The sequence below is a fragment of the uncultured Halopseudomonas sp. genome (assembly GCF_963977355.1).
GTDB lineage: Bacteria > Pseudomonadota > Gammaproteobacteria > Pseudomonadales > Pseudomonadaceae > Halopseudomonas.
Window position 1 is genome coordinate 1 of sequence record NZ_CAXBOV010000027.1, and the last position, 14,702, is coordinate 14,702.

The 14,702-nt window shown below is 55.8% G+C and carries 15 protein-coding genes and 1 pseudogene; 5 read left to right on the plus strand and 11 right to left on the minus strand.

Translation table 11 applies throughout. The annotated features are described in order from the left end of the window. The 6 genes and pseudogenes from AAC076_RS14185 to AAC076_RS14210 all read right to left on the minus strand — a co-directional run. Positions 1–463, minus strand: a pseudogene (locus AAC076_RS14185) (topoisomerase); the annotation flags it as partial. 135 nt (positions 464–598) lie between these two features. Further along, positions 599–940 carry a hypothetical protein gene (locus tag AAC076_RS14190; RefSeq protein WP_339846831.1) on the minus strand — a complete coding sequence of 114 codons (342 nt, stop codon included), beginning with the start codon at positions 938–940 and terminating at the stop codon, positions 599–601. A 1-nt stretch (position 941) separates the two neighbouring features. Next, positions 942–1,136, minus strand: coding sequence for a hypothetical protein (locus tag AAC076_RS14195; RefSeq protein ID WP_339846832.1), 195 nt, complete (start codon positions 1,134–1,136; stop codon positions 942–944). An 82-nt stretch (positions 1,137–1,218) separates the two neighbouring features. Further along, entirely contained in the window at positions 1,219–1,944 is a 726-nt protein-coding gene (locus AAC076_RS14200; protein ID WP_339846834.1) for a hypothetical protein, read from the minus strand. A 286-nt stretch (positions 1,945–2,230) separates the two neighbouring features. Beyond that, positions 2,231–2,611 (minus strand): hypothetical protein, encoded by a 381-nt coding sequence (locus AAC076_RS14205; protein ID WP_339846837.1) that lies wholly within the window; start codon positions 2,609–2,611, stop codon positions 2,231–2,233. A gap of 170 nt (positions 2,612–2,781) precedes the next feature. After that, complete coding sequence (locus AAC076_RS14210; protein WP_339846840.1) at positions 2,782–4,053, minus strand: integrase arm-type DNA-binding domain-containing protein; 1,272 nt, start codon at positions 4,051–4,053, stop codon at positions 2,782–2,784. Positions 4,054–4,439: 386 nt separating this feature from the next. On the opposite strand from AAC076_RS14210, the gene AAC076_RS14215 reads away from it, so the two are divergent. Continuing rightward, a complete protein-coding gene (locus tag AAC076_RS14215) occupies positions 4,440–5,348 on the plus strand; it encodes a neutral zinc metallopeptidase (RefSeq protein ID WP_339846841.1) in 909 nt (302 codons plus the stop codon). An 8-nt stretch (positions 5,349–5,356) separates the two neighbouring features. Here AAC076_RS14215 and AAC076_RS14220 read toward each other — a convergent pair whose 3' ends face one another. Further along, positions 5,357–6,232, minus strand: coding sequence for an EamA family transporter (locus tag AAC076_RS14220; RefSeq protein ID WP_339846844.1), 876 nt, complete (start codon positions 6,230–6,232; stop codon positions 5,357–5,359). 336 nt (positions 6,233–6,568) lie between these two features. Between AAC076_RS14220 and arsB the strand changes: the two genes are divergently transcribed. Then, positions 6,569–7,639 carry an ACR3 family arsenite efflux transporter gene (gene arsB, locus AAC076_RS14225; RefSeq protein ID WP_339846846.1) on the plus strand — a complete coding sequence of 357 codons (1,071 nt, stop codon included), beginning with the start codon at positions 6,569–6,571 and terminating at the stop codon, positions 7,637–7,639. 61 nt (positions 7,640–7,700) lie between these two features. On the opposite strand, the gene AAC076_RS14230 is transcribed toward arsB, so the two are convergent. Beyond that, positions 7,701–8,399 carry a tellurite resistance TerB family protein gene (locus tag AAC076_RS14230; RefSeq protein ID WP_339846847.1) on the minus strand — a complete coding sequence of 233 codons (699 nt, stop codon included), beginning with the start codon at positions 8,397–8,399 and terminating at the stop codon, positions 7,701–7,703. A 193-nt stretch (positions 8,400–8,592) separates the two neighbouring features. Between AAC076_RS14230 and ilvD the strand changes: the two genes are divergently transcribed. The 3 genes from ilvD (at position 8,593) to AAC076_RS14245 (ending at position 12,026) form a co-directional block, all read left to right on the plus strand. Beyond that, on the plus strand, positions 8,593–10,269 hold the full coding sequence (gene ilvD, locus AAC076_RS14235) for a dihydroxy-acid dehydratase (protein ID WP_339846849.1): 1,677 nt from the start codon (positions 8,593–8,595) through the stop codon (positions 10,267–10,269). Positions 10,270–10,298: 29 nt separating this feature from the next. Beyond that, positions 10,299–10,616: an antibiotic biosynthesis monooxygenase gene (locus AAC076_RS14240; protein ID WP_339846852.1), complete on the plus strand. Its 318-nt coding sequence runs from the start codon at positions 10,299–10,301 to the stop codon at positions 10,614–10,616. A 186-nt stretch (positions 10,617–10,802) separates the two neighbouring features. Continuing rightward, positions 10,803–12,026, plus strand: a complete 1,224-nt coding sequence (locus AAC076_RS14245; RefSeq protein ID WP_339846854.1) for a 3-hydroxyacyl-CoA dehydrogenase NAD-binding domain-containing protein — start codon at positions 10,803–10,805, stop codon at positions 12,024–12,026. Between the two features lie 83 nt (positions 12,027–12,109). On the opposite strand, the gene AAC076_RS14250 is transcribed toward AAC076_RS14245, so the two are convergent. From AAC076_RS14250 to purM, 3 genes are read right to left on the minus strand one after another with little or no spacing between them, the layout of a single operon-like run. After that, a complete protein-coding gene (locus AAC076_RS14250; protein ID WP_339846992.1) occupies positions 12,110–12,832 on the minus strand; it encodes a DUF3108 domain-containing protein in 723 nt (240 codons plus the stop codon). Between the two features lie 31 nt (positions 12,833–12,863). Next, positions 12,864–13,544 carry a phosphoribosylglycinamide formyltransferase gene (gene purN / locus AAC076_RS14255; RefSeq protein ID WP_339846856.1) on the minus strand — a complete coding sequence of 227 codons (681 nt, stop codon included), beginning with the start codon at positions 13,542–13,544 and terminating at the stop codon, positions 12,864–12,866. Positions 13,545–13,548: 4 nt separating this feature from the next. Then, on the minus strand, positions 13,549–14,616 hold the full coding sequence (gene purM, locus AAC076_RS14260) for a phosphoribosylformylglycinamidine cyclo-ligase (RefSeq protein ID WP_339846858.1): 1,068 nt from the start codon (positions 14,614–14,616) through the stop codon (positions 13,549–13,551). Positions 14,617–14,702 lie beyond the last annotated feature (86 nt).

Consider the following 14,702-nt stretch of genomic DNA (forward strand, 5'->3'; position numbering starts at 1 on the left):
TCACCAGTTCGCCGTTATGTGTCAGGGGTATCAGCAGGGCGTCACCCTGTTGGCGTAGAGCGTGCGGGCGCACTCCTTTGGCTGCCAGGTATGGATGATCTGGATCAGCGCGGCGAGCGTCACGCCAGAGCCTGCGTGCGTACTCCGCCGCCCCTTGTTGGCGCTGGCGCATATCCGCTTCCCGTTGGCGTCGGGCCTCTTCCATTTGCTGGCGCAGGTGCTTCGCTTCGCGGCTGTCGGTTGGTCTCCGACTGCTCCAAGTGTGGTAGTCGCCAATCTTCCAGCTTCCAAAAGCACCAGACGGAATACCGTCTGTATACACGACGTACCACAGATTGTTGCTGCCTGGCCGGTCGCCTGGTGCGGTGCCCCGGTGGAGCTGGCCGTCTAGCATCAGCGCCCAATCAAAGGCGCCATAGACGGATTGCATGGCTTCGCGGAGTTGGTTTGCATAGGCATTCATAGCAGGCGTCCTCCTAATACCAAGCAGACCGCGGCAAACAACGTCACCGCTTCCGTTAATACTCCGCTGGCGTGTAGCCATGCCGCGGTTCTGATTAGCCAGGCGGCGGGCAGGTAGTGATTGTTGGGCATAGTCCTATTCCTCCCTAGCAGGGCGGAGGCGCATCAGGTAGCCCAGGACGCGGGCGCCGCGTTCGTGCTGGCTGCGGGGCAAGCTGTAGCGGTGGACGTTGCAAGGTGTGCCCCAGTTGTTAGGTACGCGCTCTGGCTGGCGCTGAAAGTCCAGATCGTGACGGTTTGCCAGTGTGGAGATAGTGGTGTTCAGGCAGTGATCGCCCAGGCGCTCGGCTTCAAAGCGGTTGAGACTGCCTCCAGCCAGCAGGTGCGCCAGGATGCGTGCAATCTTGCTCGGCGGTTTGGTGGTAGAATTGGCGCTGTGTGGGCGGCCTTGTTCTTCGGAATGGGTCGCTTTTTTCATTTCAGGACTCCCCATTCAGCCAGGCTTTGATTGCGGGGCAGTTGTATAGAACAACCGCGCCGCGCTTGAGTGGCTGGGGAAAACCTTTCTGCTTGCGCCAGCGGTGCAAGGTCATGATGCTGATTTGGAAATGTTCAGCGGTCTGCTTGGGGCGGGTTAGGGTTTGGTTTGTTACTGCTTCGGCGGTCATAGACATGCTGGGCGACTCCTAGGTGTCGGTTGTTAGCATGGCCAGATTGACAGTGAGCAAGCAGCGGGTCAGGGGCAGATAATAATGGTTATATGTCCCGAGCCTTGCGGTAGGAAAGTTGGGAGTATTCTGATTTGTCCCAGTAGCGCGCAGCTTCTCTTTTGAGGTTGCCTTCTGGATCAGCAGCCCAGCCCGCGGGCACGAGACCGGGATTTTGCTCTATGGCATCACCGCAGGCGTCCTCCCAAGACTTACCTTGATTTTCCCGGTAAATGCGGCTGGCGAATGCGTATAGCTCCTCAACGTTTCTATTGAAGCTCCGGCGCTTGCCTTTTTTTCCCTTCGGCATATCACCGGCGAGCCAACTTGCTTTGAAAAAATCAGCGAATGCCGGTATATCAAAAACCTCCTTCCGTAGCTCTCGAGCTTCCTCAAATGTCAGCTTGCCGGCTTTAATATCACGCTCAAACAGTTCCGCCAGCTTGTGATTCATCCATTCGTAGAATGTCTTGAATATGCTTGAGGCTCCGACAGTATCTAACGAGAGCAAAGCCGATCTGGATACGCCTGATTGACCGAGCTCCTTTAGAAATTCGGCAAAATCTTCTGGTTCGTATTTGAGCTCATAGAAAGGCGGGCCAGAATTGGGGTCTATGACAAACAGAAAACCGTCGGGAATCACCCTCATTTCTTTTACGCTGATCGGCGAAGCCAGGCGGCTTTCATCATCGTCCACAAGTTGGCTCGCCAAGGCAGTAGGCATTCCAAACGTATAAAGCCCGGCATCTAACTTGAGTGTAAAACCTCTAGCCATCCTTGCGCCTCCTCGGGCAACCTACTAAATCAACCAGCCAGGCGGGTAGGTGATCCGCTCTTCGCCCCGTCGGGCTAGACTGGTCAAACTCGAGAGGTTAGTGGGCCTTTTCAGATCCTGGTGGTTCGTCTGGTGCGTTAGGCGCTAATGGCACGGTCCAGCGCGATGAGTAGCCTTCACTGCGTAAATCCAGCATTGGACGGTAAGCTAAACTGGCGCCGGCGGCGTCGAATCTAAGACCGCCTTCGCGGGCGAAGGGAGGAGGTCTAGCGCGAAGAGCTGCTCTCTACCGTAACTCAGTCACTTTACTTTTGCCGCAAATTAGCGGCTCGTGATGGTGGCCGGTCTCAGCCCCCATTACAAAACCACAATCGAGCTTCACTCTGACCCCGTCCATCAAAACTTCTCCATTGTCTAAGCCAAACTGTACCCGATCAGTAGTGACCATATAGCCAAGGTCAGTTTGAACGGTCAACGACTCATCAAGAACCAAAGCAGTATATTCAACCTTGCCAGGAGGCCCGATTTCTCCTTGAGAGTCATCAAATACAACCGTGACAACACTACCTGTAAATTGCATGGGGTTTGGGCCTGACGGGTTGGGTGGCGCCTCTGTTGCCAAGACTGCAAGCGGAAACAGCACCGGAATTAGCAAAAATAATTTCATTGATTTCCTTTGATTTCTCGGAATGGAGTGGCAGTACCGATTATATGGCCCCATTACAGCGTCCGAGTCAATGGCGCATCCGAAAAGAACGTAGGTGGTGACGAAAATCGCCTTGATGAGTCAAAGACCCCCTCTTTAAGTAACTAAGCCGATTCAAACTAAGGGGCTGGTCATCCTGATTTCTTTGAAAAATCCCCGCGAATTACCTTCTCTGTTGGCGCGGTGGTGATGTAGTGCGCCCAGTCCGCCATCAGGGCGCGGCGCTTCTCGAAAAGGTCGCCCCGTCTGTAAGCTGCTTCAACTGCGTTGCCCAGGCTATGGGCTAGTGCCTGCTCGCAAACGTCGCGGGGGTGCGGTGTACACTCGCCGGCCCAGTCGCGGAAGGTGGAGCGGAAGCCGTGCATAGTCAGATCGCCCCGTTCAATGCGGCGAAGCCCCATCAGCATAGCCATATTGGAAAGCGGTCTGCCTTGGCGCGCACCGGCAAAAATATAGGGGTTGCCCTCGATGCGGGGCAGTGACTCCAGCAGGGCGATGACTGGATCAGTAAGCGGTGCCCGGTGTTCTTTGCGGGCCTTCATGCGTGCGGCAGGGATTGTCCACGTCTTCGCGCTCATGTTGATTTCATCCCAGGTTGCGTTCAACACCTCACTGGTACGGCAGGCTGTCAGGATGGTCATTTGCATGGCTTTGGCTGTGGTGTCTTCGGCATCTGCCAGCAGCGCCATGAAAGCGGGTAACTCAGAATGGGGCAGGGCGGTATGGTGCTTGACTGCTTGGACCTTTTCTCGCCGTGGCAGCAACTTGTCCAGATGCCCGCGCCAGCGTGCGGGGTTCTCTCCCTCTCTCAGCCCTTTGGCTTTGGCGGCATCCAGCACCAGTTCAATGCGGTTGCGTACTCGGCTGGCGGTCTCGGGCTTCTCGGCCCAAAAGTCTTCTTTGTTGAGCACTTCCAGAACGTGCGCAGTCGTGATGCTGCCGGGCGATAGCTTGCCAATCACCGGGCTGGCGTATGTTTTGAGCGTGTTTTCCCATTGCTGGGCATGCTTTGCGTTTTTCCAGCCTACTCGATGCGCGGCAATATAGTCAGCAGCCAAGCTATCGAACGTGGCGCTGGCAGTCTCCTTTTGGCGCTGTAGTTCGTTGCGATGCTCCAGGGGGTCCAAACCATTGCTTAGGTGTGTGCGTGGTTCCATCGCCGCCTTGCTGGCCTCGGCCAATGTCAGAGGGTCTTTGTTGGAAGCGTTGGCGGTGCCGGCTTTTCCCAGTCCCATGCGCCGGGTCTTGCCGCCGATCTTGTAGCGGAAAAACCATGAGCCTATGCCGGGTGCCGATACCTTCAAGTACAAGCCATTGCCGACCGCGTGCTGGCCTGGTTTGCCTTCTTTCAGCAGGGCGGAGACTCCGCGGGCGGTATCGGCTTTGATTCTCTTGGTAGACACTGGTAGACACCTTGGTAGACACTAAGAGCCCTGATAATAGGTGTTAGTCAGTGATATATCAAGCAGTGCCAGATAGTATAAATTCCCCGTATTTACTGGCTTATAGTGGTGTTCAGTTGGTTGCGGAGGATCACTGTTGAGACTGGCTGTTAGCGGTGCTGGACGGACTCTCTCTCCGCCATACAGCTTAGCTAAACCCCTGATGACGTTACGTTTTCGGGGGTTTTTGCTTTCTGGCTTCTGGAAATGTGAATTCGCAACCGAAGTTCCTCACAGAGATGTTGTGATATAGGCACATCAGAGCGGGTGTATAGTTGCTTCCTTTGCCCGGATCCTGAGCTCTGCAGGCAAATATCGACCAGGACAATAGCACTAGGAGAACAGCAATGGATTGGCGCGGCAGAAGACAGAGTAATAATGTGGAAGATCGCCGCGGTCAAAGTATCCAGCGCGCCAGTGGCGGCGGTGCGGGTCTATTGTTGGTGCGCTTTCTGCCGATGATGCTGCGTAGCAAGATTGGGCGTATTGTCCTTGTCCTCGGCGTGGTGGCTATCTTCGGCGCAAAAATGCTGGGCATCGACGTGTTGCCCGCGCTGCTGGGGTCCAGCAGCCAGAGTGTCAGTCAAAGCCCGCGTGAATTCAGTCCGCAGGAGCAGGAGTTGGCGCAATTCGTCTCGGTGGTATTGGCGGATACTGAAACGACATGGAACGCCCTGTTCAGCGCTGCTGGTAAAACCTATCAAGAGCCCCGTCTGGTGCTTTTTTCCAATCGCGTGAATTCCGCCTGCGGTACCGCCAGTTCAGCTGTTGGACCGTTTTACTGTCCAGGTGACAATCAGGTCTATCTCGATCTCGCGTTCTTCAACGACATGCGGCAGAACCTGGGTGCTCCCGGCGATTTTGCGCAGGCCTACGTTATTGCTCACGAGGTGGGACATCACGTGCAGAATCTACTCGGCATCAACCAGAAAGTCCGACAGGCTGGCGCCGGTGAACCACAGTCTGTCGTCAACGCGCTTTCGGTGCGACAGGAATTGCAGGCTGATTGTTTTGCCGGTATCTGGGGCCATGTGGCTAACCGTCAGCGACAGTTGCTTGACCCCGATGACCTGGAGGAAGCATTGACTGCAGCCTCAGCCATCGGCGACGATCGCTTGCAACGCCAGGCGGGACGGGATGTGGTGCCCGACAGCTTCACACATGGCAGCTCTGCACAGCGTGTGAAATGGTTCAAGCGGGGCTTCGAGTCGGGTCAGATTGTCGCCTGCGACACCTTCTCGGCGACTGCCATATAGCAAGCCCCTCATACCTTGATCGGGACGCCACGCCAGGCGTCCCAGCGCGCGTTGACCCAAAGCGATAGCGCGATCACCACTGAGCCGGCAGCTAGGCGTAACAAGTCCGCATCGTGATTCCAGATGACCAGATTGACGACTAATCCGGCTGGTACCAGTGCGTTGTTCATTACTCCCAGAGTACCGGCATCAACCTGCGCTGCGCCGCGATTCCAGAAGAAAAATCCCAATCCTGAAGCAGCAATCCCGAGCCAGGCAAGTACGCCCCACTGCAAGCTGGTATGCGGCATGCGGCTGTGGTCCCCGAGTAACAGCCAGGCTGGCAGCACTACCATAAAAGCACCGATAAAAAACAAGCCGAAACTCTGCCACTGAATGCGTGGCGTCATTTGATAGCGACGTGCCAGGTGCGCATACCCCACCTGACCCGCTGCGAAGGTCAGGTTGGCCAGTTGCATGATCAGAAAGCCGCGAATAAAGCTGTCGCTCAGTCCGTCATAACGAATGATGCCGGCGCCGACCACAGCGATGCTCGCTGCAATCAGCGGACCCAGACTAAAGCGCCGACGTATCAGGTTATCCACCAGGGCAATGTGCAGTGGCGTAAAAATGGTGAACAGCAGTACTTCCGGCACCGAGATGTACTCGAAAGACAGGTAGAGGCAGATATAGGTAACACCGAACTGCAACGCGCCAATCAGTAGCAACCCTCCAACTATGGGAAGCCGTAAGGCACGCAGTCGCAGCAGGGGTAGAAATAACAGGCTGGCTAATGCGGTGCGTGTCAGTACTGAAAAATAGCTGTCGACCTGACCGGCCAGATACTCGCCAATCAGACTGAACGACAGGGCCCATAAAAGGGTAACGGCGATTAGAAAAGGCATGGTACCTCGGGGAACGACAGAAGAATGACAAGTCCAACCAGGGCGAAGATGCCTGCGCAGTGCTTACCAATTCGTTGAGACTATTGGCGCGCTAAACTATCAGTTTTTGCACGTTTTCGCTCACAGGGTATGCCCATACTTCAAAGCAACACGGGGCAGTATTGATGTCCCTCTGACTGGAGTTTGAGCGTACCCTTACAACTCAAGGGCGCCAGAAGGTTATGGGGTTTGCGGTTTCTCGAAAGTTGAAACCTCTATTAAGTCTGGCTTGATTCAGTAAGACACCCTTGGGGAATAACCATAGACAAGCAAATTCATTGGCATTGGAGCTGAAACATGAGTACGGATAAGGACTCTTTGGTTCCAACGACGTCTGAGGGCATGGGGCTTTTCGAACGCTTTCTGTCCGTCTGGGTGGCTTTTGCAATAGTTCTGGGCATTCTGCTTGGGCAATTTTTGCCTGTCCTGCCAGAAACGCTCTCGCGCTTTGAGTATGCACAGGTGTCGATCCCGGTCGCGCTGCTGATCTGGGCAATGATTTTCCCAATGATGCTGCAGATCGATTTCAACTCGCTCCTCGGTGTACGTCGGCAGCCAAAGGGCCTGGTGATCACGACCACGGTCAACTGGCTGATCAAGCCGTTCAGCATGTTTTTCATCGCCTGGTTTTTTCTGATGATCGTGTTTGCCCCGCTGATCCCTGCCGAGAAAGCCCGGGAGTATCTGGCGGGGGCCATCCTGCTGGGTGCCGCACCCTGCACTGCGATGGTGTTCGTGTGGAGCTATCTGACCCGCGGGGACGCCGCCTACACTCTGGTGCAGGTCGCCCTCAATGATCTGATCATGCTGGTAGCCTTTGCGCCTATCGTGGTTTTTCTGCTGGATGTATCGAATATTCAGGTGCCCTGGGATACGGTTGTTCTGTCGGTGGTGCTTTATATAGTCATACCCCTGGGCTGCGGATACGTCACTCGTCGCGCTTTGATCAAGCGTCGTGGTCTTGAATGGTTCGATACCATCTTCATGAAGCGTATCGCTCCAATAACGCCGACCGGACTGATCATCACCTTGGTTCTGCTGTTTGCATTCCAGGGGGATGTGATTATCGATAATCCGTTACATATTCTGTTGATAGCCATCCCCCTGACTATCCAGACGTTTCTGATCTTTTTTATCGCTTACGGCTGGGCCAGAACCTGGAACGTGCCGCATAGCGTGGCAGCCCCGGCGGGCTTGATTGGTGCAAGCAACTTTTTCGAGCTGGCAGTGGCTGTGGCCATTGGGCTGTTCGGGCTCCAGTCTGGCGCCGCATTGGCCACGGTGGTGGGTGTGTTGGTTGAGGTGCCGGTCATGCTCATGCTGGTGCGTATTGCCAACAGGACGCGCAAGTATTTCCCCGCTTCATGATCGATACTCGGTTGGAGCAGCATGAAGCGTATCGCTTCATGGGTTGATGAGCTGCGTGGAGTCAGCCGATGCTGTTGGCGGCCTGGGCTTCCAGTTCGGCCTTCAATGCCGGATCCAGTTTAAGCTGGCGAGCCAGTTCTTCCATGTAGCTGCGCTCCATGAAGTTTTGGTCATCAACCATGACCAGACTGGCCAGATACATTTCCGCAGCGATCTCCGGCGTTGCCGCGGATCGGGCTACGTCAGCGGGATCGAGAGGCTTGGCCAGCTCCTGGTCGAACCATCGCTTGAGTTCGGAGTCGTCAGTGATTCTCTCGACCTCACCATCAATCAATACACGCTCACGTTCATCGATATGTCCGTCGGCCTTGGCGGCACCGATGACAGCGCGCAAGATTGCCTGGCTGTGTTGCTCTATCTGCGCGGGCGGTACGCGATCTATTGTTTGTGGCTGACCTGGGCTTACGTTGCCCTGGGCCTGGCTCTGCCAGTTGCTGTAGGCCTTGTATGCGACGACTCCGAGAGCTGCGAGGCCGCCATAGACGGCAACCTTGCCACCCATTTTGCGAGCTTTTTTGCTACCCATCAGCAGGCTCATCGCACCGCCACCCAGCGCGCCACCGCCGACACTGCCCAGCAGTCCGCCCAAGGGAGAGCTGCCCCCAGAGCGCGATTGTGGTTGTGTGTTGCCGCTGCCCTGATTTTGCATCATATCCTTCCCGGCATTGAGCAACTGGTCCAGCAGACTGCGCGTATTCATTGAGACCTCCAATCAGTTTGGTTTGGTTGGCTTTAAGATATTGACGTCATCATATAGTGCCCAGTGTTTGATGCGGTAGATGGACAATCGTTTCCAATGCTTGCGGTTTTCAGTCCGCGCCTGAAGCTCTGTCGTACACAAGAGTGCTAGGCTGGCGGAACAGCATATTCATATGAAGCGGAAGGAGAAGAACATGACCCAGGACAAGAGGCGCCGATATTCTTCGCAAGTGGTCGACGGGACGGGAAAGGCACCCGGGCGCGCTATGTTGAGAGCGGTCGGCTTCGAGAGCGCAGACTTTGAGAAACCGCAGGTGGGGATAGCCTCTACGTGGAGCATGGTCACGCCGTGCAACATGCATATCAATCGACTGGCTGAAGTCGCTGGGCAGGGCGTCGATGCGGCGGGCGGCAAGAGCGTTATATTCAATACCATCACGATTTCCGACGGCATTGCCAACGGTACCGAGGGTATGAAGTATTCGCTGGTTTCCCGTGAGGTGATTGCCGACTCGATCGAGGCCGTGACCGGTTGCCAGGGCTTCGACGGGCTGGTCACCATTGGCGGCTGTGACAAGAACATGCCCGGCTGCGTCATGGGCATGGCTCGGTTGAACCGCCCTTCGGTTTTTGTCTATGGCGGGACCATTCTGCCTGGGGCAGGGCACACCGATATCATTTCGGTGTTCGAGGCGGTTGGCGCTTGTGCAAAAGGCGATATGGATCTGATTGAGCTCAAGCAGATTGAGGAAACAGCCATCCCTGGCCCGGGATCCTGTGGCGGAATGTATACCGCCAACACCATGGCCTCGGCTATCGAGGCTATGGGCATGAGTCTCCCCGGCAGCTCGGCGCAGAACGCCACCTCGCAGAGCAAGCTGGAAGATTGTCGAGCGGCGGGTGCAGCAGTCCTTAACCTCCTGGAGCTGGATCTGAAGCCTAGCGATATCATGACCCGCGAGGCGTTCGAAAATGCGATTACCGTGGTTATTGCGCTGGGTGGTTCGACCAATGCGGTTCTGCATTTGCTGGCAATGGCCAGTACGGTCGATGTTGAACTGACGCTTCAGGATTTTTCGCGGATCGGCCAAAGGGTCCCTGTTCTTGCGGATCTCCGGCCCAGCGGTCGGTACATGATGTCCGAGTTGGTCGCCATCGGTGGCATTCAACCCCTTATGAAGATGCTGCTTGACGCCGGATTGTTACACGGTGAATGCATGACCGTAACCGGCGCTACCCTGGCGGAAAACCTCCTGAACGTGACGCCCTATCCCCAGGAACAGGACATCATTCGCGCCCTGGAGAGCCCGATCAAAGCCGACAGCCACCTGCGTATTCTGTACGGCAATCTCGCACCAGACGGTGCGGTTGCCAAGATAACCGGCAAGGAAGGTACGCGCTTCAGCGGTCGGGCCCGAGTATTCCATTCGGAAGAAGATGCCCAGGCGAGCATTATCGGCGGCACAGTCGTCGCTGGAGATGTGGTGGTTATTCGCTACGAGGGACCCAAGGGTGGCCCCGGAATGCGTGAGATGTTATCACCGACATCAGCCATCATGGGTCGAGGACTGGGGAGTGATGTTGCGCTGATTACCGATGGTCGGTTCTCGGGCGGCAGTCACGGTTTCGTGGTCGGCCATGTCGCGCCGGAGGCCGCTGACGGAGGACCGATAGCACTGATTGAAGACGGAGATCAGATAACCATCGACGCCGACGCCAATACTATTGATCTGCATGTTAGTGAAGCGCACATGCAGGAGCGCAGGTCCCGTTGGCAGCCACCGGAGCCCAAGTACAAGCGCGGATTGCTGGCCAAGTATGCGCGCACGGTTACCAGCGCATCCATAGGAGCAGTCACCGATCTGCCCTGAAACGGCTTTGATGAGTGGGAGAGGCTGTGATGAAATTCATTTTCGAAGTGCGTATGAAGCCTGGTTACACGGTCGATGAATACGCCGATGCCTGGGTCCAGGCCAGTGAGGTGATTCAGCAAACACCTGGGGCACTGGGCACACGACTGCATCGCAAGATTGGGGAGCCGGACGTGCTTCTGGCCATTGCCAGTTGGGAGTCCAAGTCTGCACGGGATGCAAAGGATGATGGCCGTGACGAACTGGTCCGGTCTATTCTCGAGAAGCATGCGAGAAACTGTGAGATCACTGTAATAGGTGAGTTCGAGGAGCCTGAATGGGAAGTTATGCCGCCTGATGTGGTTTGAGGGCGGCAAGCCGCTGCTGGTAGGCTCTTAATTTATTCATAGTGTGAATAGCACTAATCCAGCTTATTTGTTTCAAATCCGGCGTACTTTTGCGTAATGTATCGGTCCTTGATTTAAAGACGCTGCGGTCATCCTTTTCTTTTGACCGCGGTCGCAATTCCCAACTCGACCAGGAGGTATGCTGCGATGGCTTCTTTTGAAGAAATCAGAAAGGTAGGTGTAATCGGTGCCGGCACCATGGGCCGCGGTATCGTCATGAATTTCGTCAACGCTGGCTATCCCGTCACCTGGCTCGACGTCAATGGAGAGATGCTGGAAAAAGGTCTTGTGGATATTGCCAGCGTCTACAAGCGCTCTGTTGCCCAGGAGCGTTTTGATGACGCTGAGGCCCAGGCGCGTCTTGGTCGTATCAGCACTACTCAGGAATACGCTGATCTGCAGGACATGGATCTGGTTGTTGAAGCGGTCTACGAAAACATGGATCTGAAGAAAAAGATCTTTGCTGAACTCGACAAGGCGGTGAAAGCATCCGCCACGCTGGCGACAAACACCTCCTATCTGGATATTGACGAAATTGCTTCGGCAACGCAGCGCCCGACTCAGGTGCTGGGTCTGCATTTCTTCAGCCCCGCCCACATCATGAAGCTTCTGGAAGTCGTTCGTGGCAAAGCTACCGCCCAGGACGTCATGGATGCCTGTCTGCAAGTAGGCAAGAAGATCGGCAAGCAGGCGGTTCTTGCTGGCAATTGCCATGGTTTTATTGGCAACCGCATGCTCGAGAAATACTCGCGCCAGTCGCGTGAAGTTGTACTGGAAGGCTCTACTCCATGGGAAGTGGATCAGGCACTGCAGGGCTTCGGGATGGCCATGGGTCCATACCGCATGTACGACGTGGTCGGAATCGATCTGGGCTGGCGCTCACGTCAGTTGGCCGGCATCGGCCGCGGTGAGCCGATCGTATGGCTGGATAACAAGCTGTGTGAAATGGAGCGTTTCGGACAAAAGAGCGGCCATGGATTCTACAAGTACGAACCCGGTAGCCGTCAGGCGATCCATGATCCAGAAACCGACATGCTGGCCCGCGAAGTGGCTGAAGAGGCTGGTTATACCCAGCGCGATGTAGGTGCTGACGAAATCGTTCAGCGTTGCATCCTGGCCCTGGTAAATGAAGGCGCCCGAATTCTCGACGAAGGCTATGCAGAGTCGGCTGAGGATATTGACCGCGTTTATCTCTACGGCTATGGCTTCCCCGCGGAGCGTGGTGGACCGATGAGCTATGCCGACAGCCTGGGTCTGGATGAAGTGCTCAAGCAGATTCGCGAGCTTGAGGCCCGTCAGGGTGATTTCTGGAAACCGGCTGAAGGTTTGGTTCGCCGGGCTGCAGCGGGTGAGCGCTTCACTCAGAAGTAAGCTGCGACAGGCCATAAAAAACCGCGGCGGCTTTACGGCCCCGCGGTTTTTTTGTGGATTCTTCTGAGAAGAGAGCGGCCTGATTACTCCTCGAGTACGGGTGAACCCACGACCGGCTGGCCATTGACCGTTGCTTCCTTGAGCATGATTCGATAGTGCTGGCCGTCCGTTTCGATCTGACTCAAGCGCACAAGCAGAAAGTTCCAGTCCTTGGCGAACCACAGGGTAGTTTGGCGCTTGGAATCAGCTTCGCGAACCCGTTCGACCTCGATCGCATCAAACTGCCCTGCACGGGTTGTGACTCGCTCCTCACCAACGACCCTGAATTGATATTCATCGATATCGTCACCGTCTACGACGCGATAGGTCATTTCTGTGCGTCCGTCCATCAGATCCCGCTGTAGTGCCAACTGATAGGTTGTCTTGTCGAGTAAACCGGGCTCGGTGGGCAGGGTGAAGCTTTCTCCCTTGTGCTCGCCGGTAACCACCTGGTTTTCCCAGTCGAAGACTTGGGTCGTCTCGCGGCTGCGACCCAGACCTTTACGCTCGTAGTGATAGCTGAGCGGCACCAAGCGGTCCTCTTCGAGTTTAAGGGTGCTGCTTTCAGACAATCTGGCGACAAACATGCCGGCTGTGAAGCTGAGGTTCCAGGTTCCGTCAGTATTGTGTTCAAGGGTGTGAATGGCTTCGCCATTAACCGGGATTCGCTTCATGTCGGCAGCGTAACTGGCGGTGAACGGTACGAGCTCCGCGGCGGAGAGTGCGGCTGAGCCAAGGCTCAATCCGGCAATGACCAGCCAGCGCATGGCATGGCTTACCAAGCGGTGTTGCGACGTGCTATGAGGCATAGGAATCTTCTCGCAGGTCGTTATTGAAATCTTCAAGTTTTAGGCCTTCAGGTGGAATCACTGATCCGTCGAGACAAGCCTGATCGTCGATGAGTCGCAGGCGTCCCTGGACGAACCAGTGCATCGCCAATGGATAAAGGTGATGCTCTTGTTCTTGTACCCGGGCTGCAAGCGAGGCGGGCGTATCGCCAGCAAGTACAGGAATTCTGGCCCGAACTATCAGGGGGCCGCCATCGAGTTCCAGCGTGACAAAATGCACTGTACTGCCATGTTCGCCTTCGCCAGCGTCCAGCACCCGCTGATGCGTGTGCAGACCTTTGTGCTTGGGCAACAGAGATGGGTGAATGTTCAATAAAAGACCACGGTAGTGCGAAACAAACTTTTCAGTCAGGATCCTCATGAAGCCGGCCAGAAGAATCAGATCAGGCTCGAAGTGATCAATCTGCTCCATGAGCGCCTGATCATAGGTTTCACGATCAGGGTAATCCTTGTGGTCCAGTGTGACAGCAGGGATGTTGGCATTGCGCGCCCTCTCAATGCCCAAGGCGCCAGGGCGGTTACATACCACCGCAACGATCTGACCCTCGGTCGGACGAGCCCTCAAGCTATCGATCAGCGCCTGCAGATTGGTTCCTGAGCCTGAAATGAGTACCAGAATGCGGCAGCTCACTGTTTCACTGACCTCCGCGGTGCAGAGTGACTGGCTCCGCACCGTCTGCGAGCTGGTTGATGCTGCCAATAATCCAGGGCGTTTCGCCAGCGTCTTGCAACACCTGCAAGGCACGTTCAGCGTCTTCGGAGCCTACGCAAATGACCATGCCGACACCGCAATTGAGAACCCGGTGCATTTCGTTTTCTTCAACATTGCCCTGTTCCTGCAGCCAGTTGAAAACCGCCGGACGTTGCCAGCTGTCCAGATCGATGTGCGCACCCGTATTGGCCGGAAGTACGCGGGGGATATTTTCCAGCAACCCGCCACCAGTGATGTGCGCCATGGCCTTGACCGCACCGGTCTGTTTGATCAGTTGCAACAGGGGCTTCACGTAGATGCGCGTTGGCGCCATCAGCAGTTCGGTCAGATTTTGTCCTTCCAGCTGAACCTGGCTGATGTCTGCACCGGCGACCTCGATGATTTTGCGCACCAGGGAGTAACCGTTGGAGTGCGGGCCTGAAGAGGGAAGTGCAAGCAGGACGTCTCCAGCCTGTACGCGGCTGCCGTCGATTATTTCCGATTTTTCAACCACGCCTACGCAGAAACCGGCCAGATCGTAGTCTTCACCCTCGTACATGCCTGGCATCTCTGCCGTCTCACCACCTACCAGAGCGCAGCCGGCGAGTTCGCAGCCGGCACCAATACCACTTACGACTTCCGCGGCAATATCAATGTTCAGTTTGCCGGTGGCGTAATAGTCGAGAAAAAATAGTGGTTCGGCGCCGCAGACCACCAGATCGTTGACACACATGGCCACCAGATCGATTCCGATGCTGTCATGCTTGGCCAGATCCATTGCTAACCGCAGCTTGGTGCCAACCCCATCCGTGCCCGAGACCAGTACAGGCTGCCGATATCCCGCTGGTATTTCACACAATGCACCGAAACCACCGAGACCACCCATGACTTCTGGACGACTGGTCCGTTTGGCGACGTGCTTGATCCGGTCGATCAGCGCATTGCCGGCATCGATGTCGACGCCAGCGTCCTTGTAGCTGATGGAAGGCTTTGGAGGGGTCTGGCTGCTCATTCTGGGATCTCGACGACTGGAAAGGGGAACAGCAACGGCTTTGTTTGAAACCGGTGCACTTAAGCCCGCTAGTTTAGCAACATGAC